The organism is Chitinophaga sp. 05T412, assembly GCF_056396465.1.
Map to the genome: position 1 here is coordinate 346,203 of NZ_JBFTLN010000003.1, position 18,815 is coordinate 365,017.

At 43.9% G+C, this 18,815-nt stretch carries 14 protein-coding genes; 6 read left to right on the plus strand and 8 right to left on the minus strand.

Going from position 1 to position 18,815, the window contains the following annotated elements; translation table 11 throughout:
- Positions 1-10: 10 nt before the first annotated feature.
- From AC1DFM_RS08695 to AC1DFM_RS08705, 3 genes are all read left to right on the plus strand, one after another.
- Positions 11-982, plus strand: a complete 972-nt coding sequence (locus tag AC1DFM_RS08695; RefSeq protein WP_477076323.1) for a hypothetical protein — start codon at positions 11-13, stop codon at positions 980-982.
- A 183-nt stretch (positions 983-1,165) separates the two neighbouring features.
- Entirely contained in the window at positions 1,166-1,537 is a 372-nt protein-coding gene (locus AC1DFM_RS08700; RefSeq protein WP_477076324.1) for a VOC family protein, read from the plus strand.
- Between the two features lie 8 nt (positions 1,538-1,545).
- Positions 1,546-1,971, plus strand: coding sequence for a hypothetical protein (locus AC1DFM_RS08705; protein ID WP_477076325.1), 426 nt, complete (start codon positions 1,546-1,548; stop codon positions 1,969-1,971).
- A gap of 131 nt (positions 1,972-2,102) precedes the next feature.
- Here the strand turns inward: AC1DFM_RS08705 and AC1DFM_RS08710 are convergent, their stop codons facing one another.
- Genes AC1DFM_RS08710 through AC1DFM_RS08725 form a run of 4 tightly spaced genes read right to left on the minus strand, consistent with a single transcriptional unit; the run spans position 2,103 to position 7,868 of the window.
- Positions 2,103-4,640 carry a DNA gyrase/topoisomerase IV subunit A gene (locus AC1DFM_RS08710; RefSeq protein ID WP_477076326.1) on the minus strand — a complete coding sequence of 846 codons (2,538 nt, stop codon included), beginning with the start codon at positions 4,638-4,640 and terminating at the stop codon, positions 2,103-2,105.
- A 17-nt stretch (positions 4,641-4,657) separates the two neighbouring features.
- Positions 4,658-5,062: a hypothetical protein gene (locus AC1DFM_RS08715; protein ID WP_477076327.1), complete on the minus strand. Its 405-nt coding sequence runs from the start codon at positions 5,060-5,062 to the stop codon at positions 4,658-4,660.
- Positions 5,059-5,952, minus strand: a complete 894-nt coding sequence (locus tag AC1DFM_RS08720; protein ID WP_477076328.1) for a DUF1835 domain-containing protein — start codon at positions 5,950-5,952, stop codon at positions 5,059-5,061. Before AC1DFM_RS08720 ends, AC1DFM_RS08715 begins: the two co-directional genes overlap by 4 nt.
- 8 nt (positions 5,953-5,960) lie before the next feature.
- On the minus strand, positions 5,961-7,868 hold the full coding sequence (locus AC1DFM_RS08725; RefSeq protein ID WP_477076329.1) for a DNA topoisomerase IV subunit B: 1,908 nt from the start codon (positions 7,866-7,868) through the stop codon (positions 5,961-5,963).
- A 336-nt stretch (positions 7,869-8,204) separates the two neighbouring features.
- Here AC1DFM_RS08725 and AC1DFM_RS08730 point away from each other — a divergent pair, with 336 nt between their 5' ends.
- On the plus strand, positions 8,205-8,354 hold the full coding sequence (locus AC1DFM_RS08730) for a hypothetical protein (protein WP_291921868.1): 150 nt from the start codon (positions 8,205-8,207) through the stop codon (positions 8,352-8,354).
- Between the two features lie 330 nt (positions 8,355-8,684).
- On the opposite strand, the gene AC1DFM_RS08735 is transcribed toward AC1DFM_RS08730, so the two are convergent.
- Complete coding sequence (locus tag AC1DFM_RS08735; protein WP_079468073.1) at positions 8,685-9,353, minus strand: response regulator transcription factor; 669 nt, start codon at positions 9,351-9,353, stop codon at positions 8,685-8,687.
- A gap of 47 nt (positions 9,354-9,400) precedes the next feature.
- Positions 9,401-12,502: a ligand-binding sensor domain-containing protein gene (locus AC1DFM_RS08740; RefSeq protein ID WP_477076330.1), complete on the minus strand. Its 3,102-nt coding sequence runs from the start codon at positions 12,500-12,502 to the stop codon at positions 9,401-9,403.
- 144 nt (positions 12,503-12,646) lie between these two features.
- Here AC1DFM_RS08740 and AC1DFM_RS08745 point away from each other — a divergent pair, with 144 nt between their 5' ends.
- Positions 12,647-13,753 (plus strand): hypothetical protein, encoded by a 1,107-nt coding sequence (locus AC1DFM_RS08745; RefSeq protein WP_477076331.1) that lies wholly within the window; start codon positions 12,647-12,649, stop codon positions 13,751-13,753.
- A gap of 231 nt (positions 13,754-13,984) precedes the next feature.
- A complete protein-coding gene (locus AC1DFM_RS08750; protein ID WP_477076332.1) occupies positions 13,985-16,381 on the plus strand; it encodes a glycoside hydrolase family 31 protein in 2,397 nt (798 codons plus the stop codon).
- A gap of 677 nt (positions 16,382-17,058) precedes the next feature.
- On the opposite strand, the gene AC1DFM_RS08755 is transcribed toward AC1DFM_RS08750, so the two are convergent.
- Positions 17,059-17,661, minus strand: coding sequence for a toxin-antitoxin system YwqK family antitoxin (locus AC1DFM_RS08755; protein WP_477076333.1), 603 nt, complete (start codon positions 17,659-17,661; stop codon positions 17,059-17,061).
- Positions 17,662-17,762: 101 nt separating this feature from the next.
- A complete protein-coding gene (locus AC1DFM_RS08760; protein ID WP_477076334.1) occupies positions 17,763-18,671 on the minus strand; it encodes a DUF4382 domain-containing protein in 909 nt (302 codons plus the stop codon).
- Between the last annotated feature and the right edge of the window lie 144 nt (positions 18,672-18,815).

Consider the following 18,815-nt stretch of genomic DNA (forward strand, 5'->3'; position numbering starts at 1 on the left):
TATAATAGATATGGCAAAAAAATCATTACTGTCGCTATTACTGTTGATCACCAGTTTACTGACCTACGCGCAACAACCAGATGCCGCAGGCATAAAACAATTAAAACGGGACCAGGATACGCTGCGGGTACTCAGCCAGCTTATCTTTGATGGTAAAGGTGATGATGGCCGGGAAAGAGCGAAAGACGCCTTCATCCCTCTGCTGGTGCGGGCATTAAAAACCCAACACTCTTTTAAGTTTCCATTTGACTCGCTGAAAACCATTTCTATTCAATATCCACAGGACAGCGCTTTCCGGATATTCTCCTGGGCACTGGAAAGAGAAAATGGCTTTTACCGGCATTTTGGGGCCATACAAATGAATACACCAGACGGTGCACTCAAGCTGTTTCCCCTCTTCGATGCCTCCGATTATATCACCAATACAGATACCATTACGGATAATAAATACTGGTATGGTTGCCTGTACTACAACATCATACACCGCCATTATTTTAACCAGGAATTTTATACGCTCTTTGGCTGGGATGGCAATAATCCCCGCAGTCAAAAGAAGATCGTGGAAATGCTCACTTTCAAAAACGGGCAACCTGTGCTGGGCGGACCTTTTTTCAGCTTTGCGGAAGACAGCACCCCAAAGCCCACCCGCAACCGCTTTATCATAGAGTATAAAAAAGAAAGTACAGCCACCCTCAATTATAACAAGGAGCTGAACATGATTGTATATGATCATCTCATTTCAGAGACCAATGAGCCCATGAAGAAGTTCACCTACGTATCTGATATGGACTACGAAGGTTTTAAGTGGCAAGCTGGAAAATGGATGCATGTCGATAAAATTTTTCATGATGCCATCCCGATGGGCAAGGGCGCCCCTACCCCACAACCTTTGGATCAGAAGAAAAAGATTATGACCCAGCCTAAATCAGCAGAAGATTACCAGGAAACACCTAAACCACCCACACAAAAGAAAAAACAATAACCCAAACCCGAAAATGAAAACCATATGGCTGCTGCGGGCATCGTGCCTGAAGCGCAGCAGTAAGTGATGGCGGCGTTATCTATCTCCCGAAAAAAAAATTTCACCTTTTTTATTAAAAAGAACGATTGTTCTTTTATATTTGCACTATAAAAGAGCGAACATTCATTTATTGGTTTTATACTTATGCAACTCAATCACTTAAACCTCACTGTAAAAGATGTGCCTGCAACACGCACCTTCTTTGAAACCTATTTTAATTTCCGTTGCACCGACCCAAAACTCAATGATAGCTTGTCCGTGTTAACCGGCAGCGATGGTTTTTTACTTGTACTGATGAATCAACGCTTCAACGACAAAGAAAACCATACCTACCCGGACGCCTTTCATATCGGCTTTTACCTGGACAACCAGGAAGCTGTAATGGCCATGTACCAGCGTTTGCAGGACGGCGGTATTGTGCTGGAACAAGCACCGCAGCCCATGCGCAAAACATTCGGTTTTTACATGACCTTTGATAATATCATGATTGAAATTACCACACCTGTTAAAGAGTAATACATTTTATGCCTTCTGACATTAAACATAAACTACCAATCGGCTGGTACCTGAAAGAAGCTGACAGCCTGATTACACAATACATCAACAACGCCTTTGAAACTTTTGGAATCAACAGATTTCACTGGCAGGTACTCAAACAAATTGACGTACACGGAAAAATCAGCCGGGAACTTTATTACTACCAGGTAAACAGGTTCCTCACGGAATCTGAGCTGGATGGGATATTAGCCTCGCTGGTGGCCCGTAATTGGGTGCAGCAAAATGAGGACCTGTATTCTTTTACGCCGCTCGGAGCCAGCGAATTTGCGAAAATAGCGGCTGACCAGGACGAGAACTATAAGAAAATCCTTACCGGCACTTCTATAGAAGACTATCTCGCTACGATCGACTTCCTTGAAATAATTATCAAAAACATGGGAGGCAAGATCTAGGAAGAGCTGAAAGCATAAAGCGAAAAGCAAAAAGCTATTAAAGCGATTGATAAGAGCGAGTATTTAATTACTCTTCGCTCTTATCAATCGCTTTAATAGCTTTTTGCTTTTCGCTTTATGCTTTCAGCTCTTTAAAACAATTCTCCCTGTCCACCAGCTGGCCCGTCTTCATTTGGGTCCGGGTCCTCATCTTCTGACAGCAACTCTGCACTAATCAGGTCGTCGCCTGCAATCCTTGTTCCTACTGTTTTCCAGCCGGTAACTTCCACAAATTCAGAGAGATCTATTTCTTCTTCTTCCGGACTCCGTTTCTTCCCGGTTTTCAGCAATACAATTGGCTGCGTATGGGTAGTTACCATTTCCAGGTAGTTAGCCATACCTTCTTTAATAAAGAGGAATTTATTATTCAATGTCTGCGTTTCAATACGGAAACGTTTCACATTAAACTGCTTTTTGTCTGCATCAAAATAGATAGCCGTCACCGTTTTTTCCGGGTTGAATTTCTCGATGTAGACAACATCTCCTGATTCATAACGGTTGGTGAGATCGTAGTTGGTGAGCTCATAAGTACCATTCTTGAAGGCGACAAAAATTTTGTCTTCTCCTTCAAAAGCTCCAATGTACACGCCACGTTCCTCTGTATTCAAACGACCGGTTTCTGTATCATACCAGATCTTTTGTCCGGCCAAAGTAGATACCCCTTTCTCTTTGAACTTCACACTACGGATCGGATATTTGGTTACCACGTTCCCCATAGAGCTACGTCCTTTGATAGCAATAGTTTCAAAGAACATATCAAATTCCTTGTTGCGCGCGCTACAGTTCGGGCTCAGCTTAATAGTCACTACTTCCGCTTCTCCGTTAGGGTTGGAGGTGAAATAATGCACTTTAGAATTCTTCTCTCCTTTGTGTGCCAGCTCGTATTCTTTGTCGCGGGTAACACCGGTTACATTGAAACGTTTCGCATAGCTCACACCGGTTTTACCTTCCACGTAAATCATGTTGTAAGTGGTGCGTTCATCATTCTTGCGGAAAATGTCCACGTGAATAATATCCTTACCTACAAAGGTTTTGTCGGCTACTTTCGTTACCAGCATTTTGCCATCCCGACGGAATACAATGATGTTATCCAGGTCAGAACAATCTGCCACAAACTCATCTTTCTTCAGAGAAGTACCAATGAATCCGTCAGCACGATTTACATATATTTTGGTATTGGCAATGGCTACCTGCGCTACCTGTATGGTATCAAAAGTTTTGATCAGGGTTTTGCGTTCGCGGCCTTTACCATATTTCTTCAGCAGGTTATCATAGTAAGCAACGGTATAATCTACCAGGTTAGCCAGGTGATGTTTTACCTCTTTGATTTCTCCTTCAATATTTTTGATCTGTTCGTTCAGCTCATTGATATCGAGGCGGTAAATTCTACGTACAGGCTTCTCCGTTAATTTCACAATATCTTCGCGGGTAATGTCGCGTTTCAATTGCTTTTTATACGGATTAAATCCTTTGTCGATCGCTACCAGTACAGCTTCCCAGTCTTTATGCTTTTGCTCCAGCTCCTTGTAAATACCTTTTTCGAAGAATATTTTTTCCAGGGAAGTGTAATGCCATTTTTCCTGCAGTTCTGCCAGCTTAATTTCCAGTTCCTGTTTGAGCAGGTCTTTGGTGTAGTCAGCAGACGCTTTCAATAAATCGGAAGCGGTGAGGAATTGTGGTTTATCATTTACAATCACGCAGGCATTCGGAGAAATGGATATTTCGCAATCGGTAAATGCGTAAAGTGCATCAATGGTGATATCCGGTGAAATACCAGGCGCCAGCTGCACTTCAATTTCCACGTCTGCAGCGGTATTATCCACTACTTTACGGATCTTGATTTTACCACTGTCGTTGGCTTTCACGATAGACTCCATCAGCTGGGTAGTGGTGATACCATGAGGTACATCCTTTATCAGCAGGGTCTTTTTATCTTTCTCTTCTATATGTGCGCGTACACGTACTTTACCTCCGCGTTTACCATCGTTGTAGTTAGCTACGTCGATCATTCCGCCAGTAGTGAAATCGGGGAACAACTCAAATTTCTTACCACGCAGGTACTTCACAGATGCGTCTATCAGCTCTATAAAGTTGTGTGGTAATATTTTGGTAGATAACCCTACGGCGATACCTTCTGCTCCCTGTGCCAATAACAGCGGGAACTTCATTGGTAATGCGAGGGGTTCATTTTTACGACCGTCGTAGCTCAGTTGCCAGGAAGTAGTTTTAGGGTTAAAACCTACGTCCAGTGCAAACTTCGACAAACGAGCCTCAATATACCTGGCTGCTGCTGCATCATCTCCGGTTCTGACATCGCCCCAGTTACCCTGCGTTTCGATGAGCAGGTCTTTCTGACCGAGGTTAACGATAGCATCACTGATAGAAGCATCCCCGTGTGGGTGATACTGCATCGTTTGTCCGATGACGTTTGCCACTTTATTAAAACGGCCATCATCCATTTCTTTCATGGCGTGCAGGATACGACGCTGTACGGGCTTCAACCCATCTTCCACGCTGGGCACTGCCCGCTCCAGAATTACATAAGAGGCGTAATCCAGGAACCAGCTCTCATACATGCCCCCCACGTGGATGACATTGTGCAGAGATTCGTCTGGTGTTTTATTTTCCATGTCCATGTATAATACACTTACGGTTTTACGTTAATCATTTTTTCAAAATCCTCCCTCCAAATACGGATACTGTCCTTTTGCACATCTTCCAGGGAGTTCAGTTCTATAAAGCAACAATCTGTTATCGCTATCAGCTGATGCCATACATTTACCGGCACTTCTACTCTGGCCGGCGCAGTTATTTCCGTTACCACAATTTCTTTTCCATCCAGCGGACACCAGTGCATAGCGGCTTTGCCGGTAAAAAGATAAAGTACTTCCGGATTTTTGTTATCACTTTTTCCTTCGTGGTAGTGCTGTCCGCTGCTGCTACCGGCGTTACGGTAACATACCATAAAATCACCAGTGCGGTTGCAGTTCCAGAAATAGCCGCTGCCGCGGTCATCTGCACCCAACAGGTCCAGGGAGGTTACCTTTATCATAGGGTAGTTGGATTTTCAGTGTTTTCCGCCGGGATACTTTCTCCACCTTCACCAGGCAACTTCACCTCAAAATCGCGGATGGTTTTTAATTCCCCCTTGCTATCCAGTTTACCTTCACGGATCAGCTCTTTCAGCCGCCAGCCCAGGAACTGGTCCATCACAGGGTATTTTAATTTACCCGTTACCTGTTGCACCACGCGCCATGCTTTCACAAAATCTTTTCCACTTTGCGTCAGCAGTTCCTTATCATAAAACAAGGTAGGCTCTCCTTTTATTTTTTTGCCGCCTTCCAGTAAACGGATGCCGGCATTTTCATTCATTAACCGATGCCATTCATCTCCATCCAGTTCATACTCCGCCAGTGAAATGGCACGCGCCAGTTTCTTCGCCTTCAGAAATTCCTTAGGCAATATCTGATGCAGATGTGTTGGATAAAATACCGCCCCTTTCTCATTCAGGAAGGGCAGGTTATTGAGGTAGATGATATGTATACGTCCGGCGAAGTCATAACACTGACTCACCAGCCAGTAATAGCCACAAACATCACGGGCATTTTGTCCGGCCCAGATCCACACTTCCAGTTCAGGATCTTCCTTCAGTTGAGCCTTCAATGCACTAAAGCGATCTGCATCTTCCAGCGCTTCTTCTACTACAGGTGCAGGCACTGGTGCATCTCCTTCCGGGGTGGGCGCCGGCGATATACCCGCCAGCTGCTGCCAGAACATTTTACGCCCGGCTCTGCCTTCTTTAGTGTCCAGTATGAACAAGGGTCCAACAGACAGGTCATCTTCAAAACAAAGTATCTCCCCGCTCATTTTCTCATCCATCGCAATCGCTTCTCCCAGCACCGGAACCGAAGGTTGACCAAAAACAATGTGTATTAAGCCCATATGCCTTACTATACTGTTTCTTCAATTAAATCCTTTTCATACCGCAGGTTGTTGATGATAAACTCCTGACGGGTCTGGGTATTTTTACCCATATAGTATTCCAGTAATTTCTGGACATGTATATCTTTCGATAAAATGATCGGCTCAATACGAATATCTTCCCCAATGAAACGGCCAAATTCATCCGGAGAAATTTCTCCCAAACCTTTAAAGCGCGTGATCTCCGGCTTATTGCCCAGTTTCTTCACGGCTTTTTGTTTCTCTTCTTCTGTATAACAGTAAATCGTTTCCTGCTTATTACGTACACGGAACAATGGTGTTTCCAGGATATAAACGTGTCCGTTTTTCACCAGGTCCGGGAAGAATTGCAGGAAGAAAGTCAGCAGCAGCAAACGGATGTGCATACCATCTACGTCAGCATCGGTAGCTACCACAATATTGTTGTAGCGCAGTCCCTCGAGGCCTTCTTCAATATTCAATGCGTGTTGCAGCAGGTTGAACTCTTCATTTTCGTATACAATTTTCTTCGTTAAACCGTAGCTGTTCAGCGGTTTACCACGTAAGCTAAATACCGCCTGTGTTTCCACGTTACGGGATTTAGTGATAGATCCACTGGCGGAGTCACCTTCTGTAATAAAGATGGTGGAGTCCAGGCGACGTGTCTCCTGTTCTGCTTTATCTTTTCCGGTCAGCTCATCGTTGAGGTGTAAGCGGCAGTCGCGCAGTTTCCGGTTATGCAGATTGGCTTTCTTTGCTCTTTCGTTGGCCAGTTTTTTAATCCCTGCCAGCTCTTTACGTTCACGCTCACTTTGTTCAATACGTTTCTTCAACGCCTCTGCAATAGCAGAGTTGCGGTGCAGGTAATCATCCAGGTGTTTGGACAGGAACTCCAGTACAAATGCCTTTACAGAAGGACCTCCTTCTGAAACAACCTGGGAACCCAGTTTGGTTTTGGTTTGCGATTCAAACACCGGCTCTTGTACACGGATAGCCACTGCAGCACAAATAGAAGCCCGGATATCCGTTGCTTCATAATCCTTTTTATAAAAGTCGCGGACCGTTTTTACAAATGCTTCACGGAAAGCTGCCAGGTGCGTACCGCCCTGTGTGGTATGCTGACCGTTCACAAATGAATAGTACTCTTCTCCGTATTGACTTTCGTGGGTGATGGCTACTTCAATATCTTCTCCCTTCAGGTGAATGATGGGATAGCGCAGATCTTCTTCATTGGTTTTACGCTGTAACAGGTCCAGCAAACCATTTTTAGAAATATATTTCTTCCCGTTGAAGCTAATGGTAAGACCCGCATTCAAAAAGCAATAGTTCCAGATCTGGTTTTCCAGGAATTCTGGTATAAAGCGGTAATTTTTGAATACGGTATCATCTGGTGTAAACGTTACCAGGGTACCATTAGGTTCTGTGGTAGCGGCTTCTTTGTGTTCTTTAATCAGTACCCCTCTTTCAAACTCCGCTACTTTCATGCGGCCGTCACGAACAGATTGCACGCGGAAGTAGCTCGACAGTGCATTCACTGCTTTGGTACCCACCCCGTTCAATCCCACTGATTTCTGGAAGGCTTTACTGTCGTATTTGGCGCCGGTATTGATCTTACTCACTACATCCACCACTTTTCCCAAAGGAATCCCGCGTCCATAATCCCGGATGGTTACATGATGTTCTGTTACCTTGATGTCTACTTGCTTACCAAAGCCCATAGTATGTTCATCAATACAGTTGTCTGTTACCTCTTTGAGCAGGATGTAAATACCATCATCCATACTGGAGCCGTCTCCCAGCTTACCGATGTACATACCAGGCCGGAGGCGGATATGCTCCCGCCAGTCCAGCGACCGTATGGAGTCTTCCGTATAGGAAGCAAATAGATCTTTGTTATCCGTTTTGTCCGTATTTGCCATAATATATTAAAATTTCCTAAATATTACTGTTTCAAGGGTTCATTAATAATCTGCAAGGATACTAAATCTTTTAGCAAAATCAGATTGCTGGCAAAAATAAAGGATTCATTGAATCATCCCAAGTATAAGTTATGCACTATGCTTACGCTATTAATAACCAGCTGATTAAGACTTATAATTTTTATATTTTCGGGAGATAATCCTCTTTTCAGGGTATTTTAAAAGTAGATCACATGAAAATGGTATGAAAAAAATTTATTTGAAATAATTGTTATATCAAAATATTATCTATATTTACGTAAGTCAACTTTACAGAGAAAACCTAACCTAGTCCTTATGAAAATACTATTCCTTACCCTACTCACCGTAGTAGTTTTAGTAGCGTTTGTAGCTACCTATTTCATCAAAAAAGAGCAAGAAAATAGCATTGGTAACAAATTCCTCCGTTTGATCCGGAAATTTGATTCCTGGCAAATGATGCGCTAATACTGTCATTACAATTTATCACCGGCTTTTTACAATATCCGCAACAAGTTACATCAGTCTGGCAATAGCCATCAGGGAGTGTTATGTCTAATATTTAAGGTATTAAACCTATTAACCGTATAATCCCTATCCTATGAAAACTGGTTTAGTATTTAAACTTGCTTGTTTATTGATTGCAGCAGTAGTACTAACGGTGCATTTGCTGAAGAGAAGCATGATGCTGAAGCAAAAAGCATAAAGCTTAAAGCAAAAAGCTATTGTAGCGAATAATCAAAGTACATTAATAACTCGCTACAATAGCTTTTTGCTTTAAGCTTTATGCTTTCCGCCTTATCGGTTGTAATATTTATTCACCGCATCTGTACGGCTTCTTACGTGCAGTTTTTCGTAGATGTTGTGTACATGGCGTCTTACCGTTTCAATACTGATAAACAGGTTGCTGGCAATTTCCTTGTACAGATATCCTTTGGACAACTGGTCCAGGATTTCTTTTTCACGCGTAGTGAGTGCTTCCAACGCAGGATTCGGTTTGGCCTGCTTCTGGAAAAACGCTACCACCCTTCTGGCGATCTGCGAACTCATAGGAGAACCACCATCATATAAATCACGAATGGCTTCCAGTAATTCGCCCGGCGATGTTTTCTTGAGAATATATCCACTCGCACCAGCCTCCAGCGCCATGAAGATCTTATCGTCATCTTCATATACTGTCAGCATCATAAATTGCATATCGGGATGCTCCCGCTTCAACTGCGCAATACATTCAATACCATTCATACCACCTGGCAGATTGAAATCCATCAGTACTACATTTGGCATCAATTGAGGGATCTGTTCTACTGCGGTTTCTGCATTATTAAAAGTCCCTACACAGGCATAACCGTCAGAACCATTAATCAGCAATTCCATAGCCGTGCGGATATCATGATTATCTTCTACTATCGCAATAGTGATAGTGTCCATGTTATCCTGGGACTTCTTCTTTGAGTATACCGTCATGTTTTAAGGAATTATAACACTTAAATGTTATTAAAAACAAATGTATGTTAATTTAGTGGGATATCGAGAAAAACTATTGTTCCATTGTTCGAGGAAATATCCGCATTACCCCCTACAGATATCATTCTCTTCTGAATATTTTTTAAACCATTACCGAATAACCTCACCTTTTCCTGATCAAATCCTTTCCCGTTATCCTTGATCATGATCGTCATATTTTTGTGCACTTTCACTTCTACAATCACCTCTGTTGCCTTCGCATGCTTCACTACATTATGCAATGATTCTTTCACTGCCAGATAAATATTTCGCCTGGTACCTCCGCTCAGCTTGATATTCGGAATGCTTTCCGGTATGTAAAACTGATGTGTAATATGCGCATGCTCCAGGAACTCTGCCGCAAAACTTCTCATATAGGCGATCAGGTTAGCCAGCGAATCATTAGAAGAACTCATGGCCCAGATGATCTCACTCATTTTATCCACCATCTCCCCGGCCGTTTCAGAAATACGTTCTACCTCCCGTGTTTGCGCCGGATCTTGTATTTTCCGTTTGGCTACCTCACTCAACAACCGAATGGTGGATAACCCGGAGCCAAGATCATCATGCATATCACTGGAAATACGCGCCCGCTCCTGATCTACCGCCTGTTCCTTCTCCAGTTTCAACTTCTCGTGCCGTATTTTATAATCCAGGTAAAGGGTGGAAAAATAATAGGCAATACCCAGCAGCAACAGTAATAGTAGGAAGCGGAACCACAGCGACTGCCAAAACGGAATCTTAATTACAATTTCCAACGTGGTAGGAATCGTACTCCAGATATCATCATTATTCGATCCTCTTACTTTAAAAATATAACTGCCCGGATGCAGATTGGTATAACGCGCCATCCTGAATGTACCTGCCTGCACCCAATCCTCATCCGCTCCCTCCAGTTTATACTGCACCTTGTTTTTCAACGGATTAGTATATTCCAGCGGCACAAACTCAATGGCAATCGTATTCTGATTATACGGCAACTCTACTTTCTTCAGCAAGGAAACCGCCGTATCCGACTCATAAGGTTTATCCAGCACTTCCATGCGCCGGATAATTACTTTTGAATTGGACAGGTTGTCCCGGAAATTCTTTGGATAAAATCCATTTACCCCGCGAATTCCCCCGAAAAACAGCTCTCCGTCTATAGATTTGTAAAATGCTCCGGTATTAAACTCGTTCGACTGCAGCCCATCTTCATAATTATAGGTAGTGATCTCTCCTGTTAACGGATTAATCTGCGATAACCCCTTATTGTGACTCACCCAAATTCTATCTTTATCGTCCAATAACACCCCATACATGTAGTCATTGATCAGTTTCGGGTTATCATAACTATTGTAATGTTGCTTGATGCGACCGGCTTCGTCGATGATAAAGAGTCCTTTGTTAGTGGCTACCAGCAACTCTTTGTGCGCATTCTTATTAATTGATTTTACAGAAGTACCTGACGGCAATGGGATAGATCTCCAGCGGGAATCCACTGCATTTTTAACGTACAGGGCCGATTTCGTACCCACGTACTGGTTACCCATGAAATCTTCATAGTAAGTAGTCAGCATTTCATCTGCGAAATTGTGCACTACTGACACTTCATAGCCTTTGACGTTATTGTCGAACATCAGCAGGTAACCGCCGTAATTAAAGTATATTTCACCATTGGTGCGCTTGAACAAAAATGGGAACGGAGCACGTTGCGCCGGCAGTCCCAGTGCGGTTACTTTCCCTGTGAGGTCCTGGAACGATTTGGTTTGTACGTTAAACAACCCGATGTGCATGCCCGCAAAATGTAACCACAAATGGTCTGCATTTTCCCGGCAGATAGCCCCCAGGTCGTTCGCCGGAAATTTCCCGGGATATAATTCATTGGAAATACGCTCCAGGAATTTTCCCCCATCTTCATAAACATTCATTCCATCGCGCATCAGGCCCACATAGAGTTTGCCGTCGTCATGCTTATACACGGCCTGCACCATGTTATGCGTAATGAAGGGCGACCGGTAAAGATTGAATACTTTTTTATGAGGAGAATATTTTTTCAGTCCGTCGCCGTCCGTGCCTACCCACATATTATCAGAAATATCACGATACAGGTAGGAAACATCATTAAATGAACGCGTTTCAAACGTATTAAAGCTCACAATATGCCGCAAAATTTCATTGCGGGTAATACTGTAAATCAACACGCCGTTATTTCCCCCGATCCATACATTCCCAAACTGATCTACTTCCGTGACGGCCGGAATAAAGGGCTCCCCTTTTTCGTTGCTCATGTCGAAAGCGAGGTCACTGAATTTATTCCGTTGTTTATTGAAGATGGTAACATGCCCGGCGCTCACAATAATCATCGAATCCTTATTCAGATTCCGCATCACCGGCTGCGCCCCTATCCCGGGCAAACAGTAAGTGGCCAGCCGCAGATTTTTGATATTAAGCGACAGCAATTCGCCCGGTTCCCCATTCATCCAGATGGTATTGCCATCTTTTATCACCGTTGACGGCAATATTCCCCGCTGGCGGAACTGAGGCGGATACAGAATAATACGGCGAATAGCGTAGGTAGTATTGTCCAGTACGTAGAGCCCTTTCATGGGGCGCCATACCCATAAGGAGTTGCTGGCCGTATCTTCTCCCAGTATCGCAAACTTCACGTTATTGTCGCGCTCCCGGGCATTTACATTGGAGGTATCTTCCAGCAAGGTCCGGAAACTGTTACGATACTTATCATACACGCTGATACCGTTGTTATGTGCCAGCAGCAGCTGTTGACGGCTATCTTTATAAAAAGAGAATCCTTTATATCCTTTAAGATCAAACCGGTTGATCACCGCCCGGTTGCCGGTAGAGCCCCTGGGCACCAGTTCACCTTTGCCTTCCCCGGCTTTATAGAGGGTACTCGGTTTGTACCGGTATTCATTGAAAGTATAGCCATCAAAACGGTTAATACCATCCCTGGTGGCAATCCACATAAATCCCTGATCATCCCGTGTAATATCGAATACGGTGCTTTGTGAAAGTCCATCGTTGACGCTGTAGCTGTCGAAAATGTACGGTTTATCCTGTGCATGCAGTTGCCCGGAGAAAAGTCCCCAAATACAGCATAGGATGAACATTTTTAAACGATGCGGTTGATGCACTATAGTTATTTATTGAGTAAGCAGGTTAGGTAATTTGCAAATATATAAATCTGTACCACACTTTGTAGCAATTTTGTAATTTTCTTCCTGATAACAGATTGGAAATAAATGATATACTTTATGAAGACAAGCAGCCGCTATGCCCGCTTAATCACCTTAAATACCTTACCGTGGCCAATTACCGCTGACAAGCGCTGGCGCATGGCTTACCGTGTTCTCCTGGCAATGTTTTATTTCGGGAGTACCGGCTTACCGGCGGTAGCACAAAAGCCGGCGGTCAATTACCAGATAAACGTCATTGCACATCCTCCTGTGAAAAGTATCCGGGGCCTGAGTGTGGTGACGGACAATATTGTATGGGCTTCTGGTACGGGGGGCCAGGTAGGAAAAAGTACGGACGGTGGCGCCCATTGGAGCTGGACGGTGGTACCTGGCTGTGATAGCTGCGACTGGCGCTCCTTGTATGCCTTTGATGCCCGTAAGGCCATTGTTTTGAATGCCGGTGCTCCTGCGCATATTTTTTTAACGGAAGATGGAGGTACGTCGTGGAAACGCGTATACTTCGATGATCGCCCGGGCATTTTCTTTGACGCCATACAGTTTTTTAACGACCAGGAAGGCATCGCCATCGGAGATCCTTTGGGAGATAGATTTGCTGTCATCCGCACACATAATGGCGGACAATCCTGGGAAGCGGATGCTCCTTCCGCCGCCCCTGCCGCTACTCCCGGCGAATCTATTTTTGCTGCCAGCGGTACCAGTATGGTTACCTTTCCCGGAAAGAAAGTGTATTTTGCCACCGGTGGCAGTGTAGCGCGTCTTTTCGTTTTGGATGATAACTGGCAGGCCTATACGATTCCGGTGGTGCAGGGTACGCCAACTACAGGCGCATTCTCCATTGCCTTTCTGAATAACAAAACAGGGGTCGCAGTAGGCGGTGATTATAAATTGGATACTGCCCGTAAAAACAATTGTATGCTCACCAATGATGGCGGTCGCAACTGGTATGCACCTGTTACTGCTCCAGGCGGATTTCGCTCCGGTGTGACTTACATCTCACCAAAAATATTAATTGCTACCGGTACTTCCGGTACCGACATTTCAGCAGATGGCGGCCGTAACTGGAAAAGCGTGGGAGGTAATTTTAATGTGGTGGCCAGGGCCAGAAAAGGAACCAGGGTGTTCCTGGCAGGAAAGGATATTGCACAATTAAGCAGTACCCGTTGAGTTATTAACAAAAAGGTGCTCCTGGAAAGGTGCACCCATTAAAATAGGTTAAAGCAAAAAGTATATTTATTAATATGAAGTTAATAAGTAATTTATTCATTGCACAGTATTTTTTGCCAACCATACAATTTAAAGGGTAAACGCAGAAATATCAGCATCGAACGCGAATTGACTATAACTACTTTGATTTTTTATGTAATTTAAGACCTGTTAGATCCAGAAAAAGAGATTATGCAAGTTGAAACCTCGTCAAGTAAATACGGTGCCAAGCACTATCCCGATAGTATCAGGGAATGGAAAAAAGAAGGAAATTATTTTTGCTTTTATACGACCGAAACCATACTGGAAATAAGGGTTATTGCCGACAAAATTATTCGCTTCAGATATGCTGCAGACGGCACTTTCCAAAGAGATTTTTCCTACGCTACCAGTGACACACTCGAAGAATCACCCATTTCTTTTGGGATAAAAGAATGGGAAGAAACTTTTGAGATATATACCGATGTCCTCCGGGTATTTATTGCCCGTGATAACCTGCGCATCACCATTTCCGACAAAGAAGGAAAAGTGATCAACCAGGATGAAATGGGCTACCACTGGCAGCATTACCTGCTCAAAGGTGGTAAAATCCAGTATTGTAGTAAACTGGTACAGGAAGGCGAATGTTTTTATGGTTTGGGAGATAAGCCTACAGAGTTGAATCTCCGGGGCAAACGGCTGGAAAATTATGGTACCGATGCATATGGCTACCAGAAAGACACCGATCCGCTTTACCGCAATATTCCCTTCTACTATGGTTTACACCATGGCATTGGTTATGGTATTTTCTTCGACAACACCTTCCGCACCATTTTCGATTTTGGTAAGGAAAGAGAAGATGCCTGCAGCTTTTGGGCGCGTGGTGGAGAAATGAACTACTACTTTATTTACGGTCCCGACCTGCTGGAAGTGGCCGAATCCTATACAAAAATTACCGGTACACCAGAGCTGCCGCCCCTGTGGGCATTGGGATATCACCAATGCCGCTGGAGCTACTATCCGGATACCCGGGTGAAAGAGATTGCCAAAGAATTCCGAACACGCAACATCCCTTGTGACGTGATCTACCTGGACATCGACTATATGGATGGCTTCCGCTGTTTTACCTGGAGTAAGGAATATTTTCCTGATCCGGCAGGCCTCATTAAAGAACTGGCAGCAGAAGGATTTAAGGTGGTAGTGATCATTGATCCCGGCATCAAAGTAGATCCGGAGTACAGCGTATATAAAGAAGGCATCAAAAATAACTACTTCTGTAAGCGGGCCGATGGCGCCCTGATGGAGGGAGATGTGTGGCCTGGTAAATGTGTGTTCCCGGATTATACCAATCCTGAAGTTCGCGAATGGTGGAGCAGCCTGTTTAAAAGTCTGGCTGAAACCGGTGTACGCGGCGTGTGGAACGATATGAACGAACCGGCGGTGTTTGAAATGGGCTCCTTCCCGGAAGATGTACGGCACGACTATGATGGCGAAGAAGTAAGTCACCGGAAAGCACATAATATTTATGGTCACCTGATGAGTAAGGCGACTGCCGCTGGTATGAAAAAATACCTGATGCCGCACCGCTCTTTCCTCATTACCCGTTCCTGTTATTCCGGTGCACAGCGTTGGTCGTCTGTATGGACCGGCGACAATGTATCCAGCTGGGAACACCTGTGGTTGGCCAGCGTACAGTGTCAGCGTTTATCCGTTTCCGGTATCTCTTTTACCGGTAGTGATATTGGTGGTTTCATTGGCGAACCGGACGGCGAACTTTATACCCGCTGGATTCAGCTGGCAGTATTCCATCCGTTGATGCGAACACACTCTGCCAGTAATGAAACTGGTTTTAATCAGGAGCCGTGGAGCTTTGGACCGGATTATGAAAAAGTAGTGACTAAGTTTATTCAGTTAAGATACCGGTTGCAACCGTACTTATATACTACCTTCTGGCAGTATGCCACACATGGTACGCCGATGTTGCGCCCGCTGGCCTTTGTGGCACAACATGATCCGGCTACTTATAACTGCTCGCACGAATTTATGTTTGGCGATGCCTTGTTGCTGAGTCATGTCAGTGAAAAAGGCATGAAAGAAAAGTCTGTTTACCTGCCGGCTGGCAACTGGTACTACTTCTGGAATGACCGCCTGTATACCGGCGCGCAGGCAGTAACGGTCCCTACGCCACTCGATGAAATGCCGCTGTTTGTGAAGGCAGGCGCTGTATTGCCCCAGTACCCGGATATGCAATACACGCAGGAAAAACCGGTAACAGAAATGCTGCTACAGGTATATTATAGCGACCAGGAAGTGAAGAGTGTATTGTATGAAGATGCAGGTGATCACTATGGTTATAAAAACGGGCAATACAATATTATCCGCTTCCGGCAGCAATCTACTCCGCAACGCTTCCATCTGAAGAAACAGTTTTACGTGAATTATGAAACGTCTTATACGCATCACCGCATTACGGTGCGTGGCTTACCGTTTCAACCTTCTTTACTGATGGTAGATGGACAACCGTTAGCATTACTGCCGGAAAATCTGCAGGCAAATAATACGGTTTCTTTTGTGGTACCTAGAAATTTTGAAGAGATTACAATGAGTTGATGGGCTACTAAAGTGAAAAAAGAAAAGGCACTTCAGATAGAGATCTCGCGCCGGTTTCATAACCTATGCCAACTTTAGAGATACGAAAGTAGATGCTAAATCTGACTGTACAAAATGTCTGCGGCCTTGAAAGTCACAATGAACAAAATGAATAGGTTGTTAACATTGAATTAAGAATGTCAAACAAACATTTAAAAATAAATTCGCCTCAAACTCCTTACCACAGGGAGTTGCAGCAAAGAAAATCAATTTAGCAATTGCTGATGACAGGTATCCAAACTAACGGCGCCATGCGGATAATCCGGATGGCGCCGTTGAATTTATACGTGTTGCTGATGACAACACTTTTTAAATATTTTGATTAATATAAAAAAGATAGAAAGATAATCGATGTCAATGCACAAAACACTAAAAAGATAAATATGGCCCTGAAAAGGATTTCCATTTTGTCAGTCGCGTTATAGTCAATTCCGTGCAATTCCTGTGGATTTTCCACTTGGTTGATACTTAGGCTTTTCATACAAACAAATTAAAAGGATTAAGCAATAAAAAGAATTCGTGGACTTGGGGTTCCAGAAGATCAACATCCTTAAAATGAAATTACAGAAAAAAAGCTAAAATGGACAAATCTTTTTGTTCATTTTAGCTTTTCCGCTGTTCATTTTTAAATAATCTGTTTATCCTTTCTTTTTATGTTTGCCTTCATTTTCGTGCGGCAGCTGCAACACCGCCTTTTTAACCGGCGCCGGCGCTTCAATAGTACTATCTCCCAACTCGCCAGCAGTAACGGTTTCACCACGTTTGTAATATTCCTTTGCTATTTTCCCGGTTTCTTCATCATACAGTTTCCATACACCATTACGCACAGAGTTGCCCTTCCTGATGATTTCTGTAGGTGTTTCCACATTGGTAACCGGATCAATGATCATGATCGTATCCCGCTGCCCTTCTACTTCCGTAGAAATATAGGCGCCCTCCTCACTTGGTTTTCCATTGGAATAAAAATACCGGCAATAGCCATCCAGCACATTATTCTTAAATGTTTCTTCTGCTATTAAATTCCCGATAGATGTCGTTTTCTTCCACACGCCTTCTTTACGGTCGTTCTTATAAGTCCCTTCCCAGCTGTAGCCTGGCTCACCTCTGACTTCCCCTACTTCTTCCACCCAACGTCCCTGCCTACGTCCCTGCGCATCGCGCTGGTTGGTTTTCACCTGTGCTAAACAGCTGCCGATCACTATTATCTGCAGCAATAGATATAAAAACGCTTTTTGTATCATCTGGAAATGTTTTGCACAAGTTAGATATTTTCCACATATAAAAAATATCCTGCTGCCGGCGAAGGATCGCCAACAGCAGGATATGATAGGGTTTATCTCAATTATTTGTGCAGCTTAATATCGCCGACCCTGGTGTCTTTACCACGTTGTATGCTCACATTGGTAATGGTAGTGTCTTTGTAACCATTGGAAGCATTCACAAATACATTCCAGTTGCCTACTTTCAGGCCACGTACCTTGTAATTACCATCTCTCCATGGCAACGCATACAAAGTATCGTTGTTGCTGTTGTACACAGAAACCACCGGATACGCATCCCATGGCGTTACACGACCAGAGAGGCTACCCATTTTCAGAATAGTGAATACATTAATGTAGGGTCTGAGGATGAAACGGCCGTTTCTTACATCAATAATAGAGCGTTGTATGTCAAAGTCTAACCACAGCTGCAGGTCATCAGAACTCAGCTGATCCCATTCATCATGACGTACTCTTACAATAATCTTTGATTGACCAGATACAGATTTCAGCGGATAAGTAACACCATTTTTCACAAGGGAATTCTGATCGCCAATAGTAATACGGATACGTTCCATAGTGCCTTTATGAACATGACCACCCGCCAGCAGCGTATCTGAACCGTTACGCAGGGTCAGCAGATCATAGATACCGGGGTGAATACCCAATGAATCCCACACCTGGCAACTGTCTGGCTTAGGCTTTCTATCATGATCTCCATCTTCATCCCACCAGCATCTGTCTCTATCGTTCCATCCGTCATCATCTGTTTTTCCACACGTATCTACCAACACTTCTACTTTCCGGATATCCAATAATACCTTATCAAAAAGACCTGGATCATCAGAAAGGAATAAGCTTACTTTTTGCTGATTCGCAGGCGTATTGGGGGTGGAAGCCGAATTGTCCTTTGAACAGGACTCCATAATGGAAAAGGCAATCACAATTGCCAATGCTAAACCAAGCCCCGGCTTACGGAGAAAGTTTTTCATAAATGAATGGTTTTTAGTGTCTAATAAAAATATATGGTTTGTATTGATTTGGCTGAACGATTACGCATTGTATCAAACGTTCCATCCCTTGGCATTATTGCTGCTCCGGAGCAGCCTGATAATAGATGAGATTAAGATCAGAAG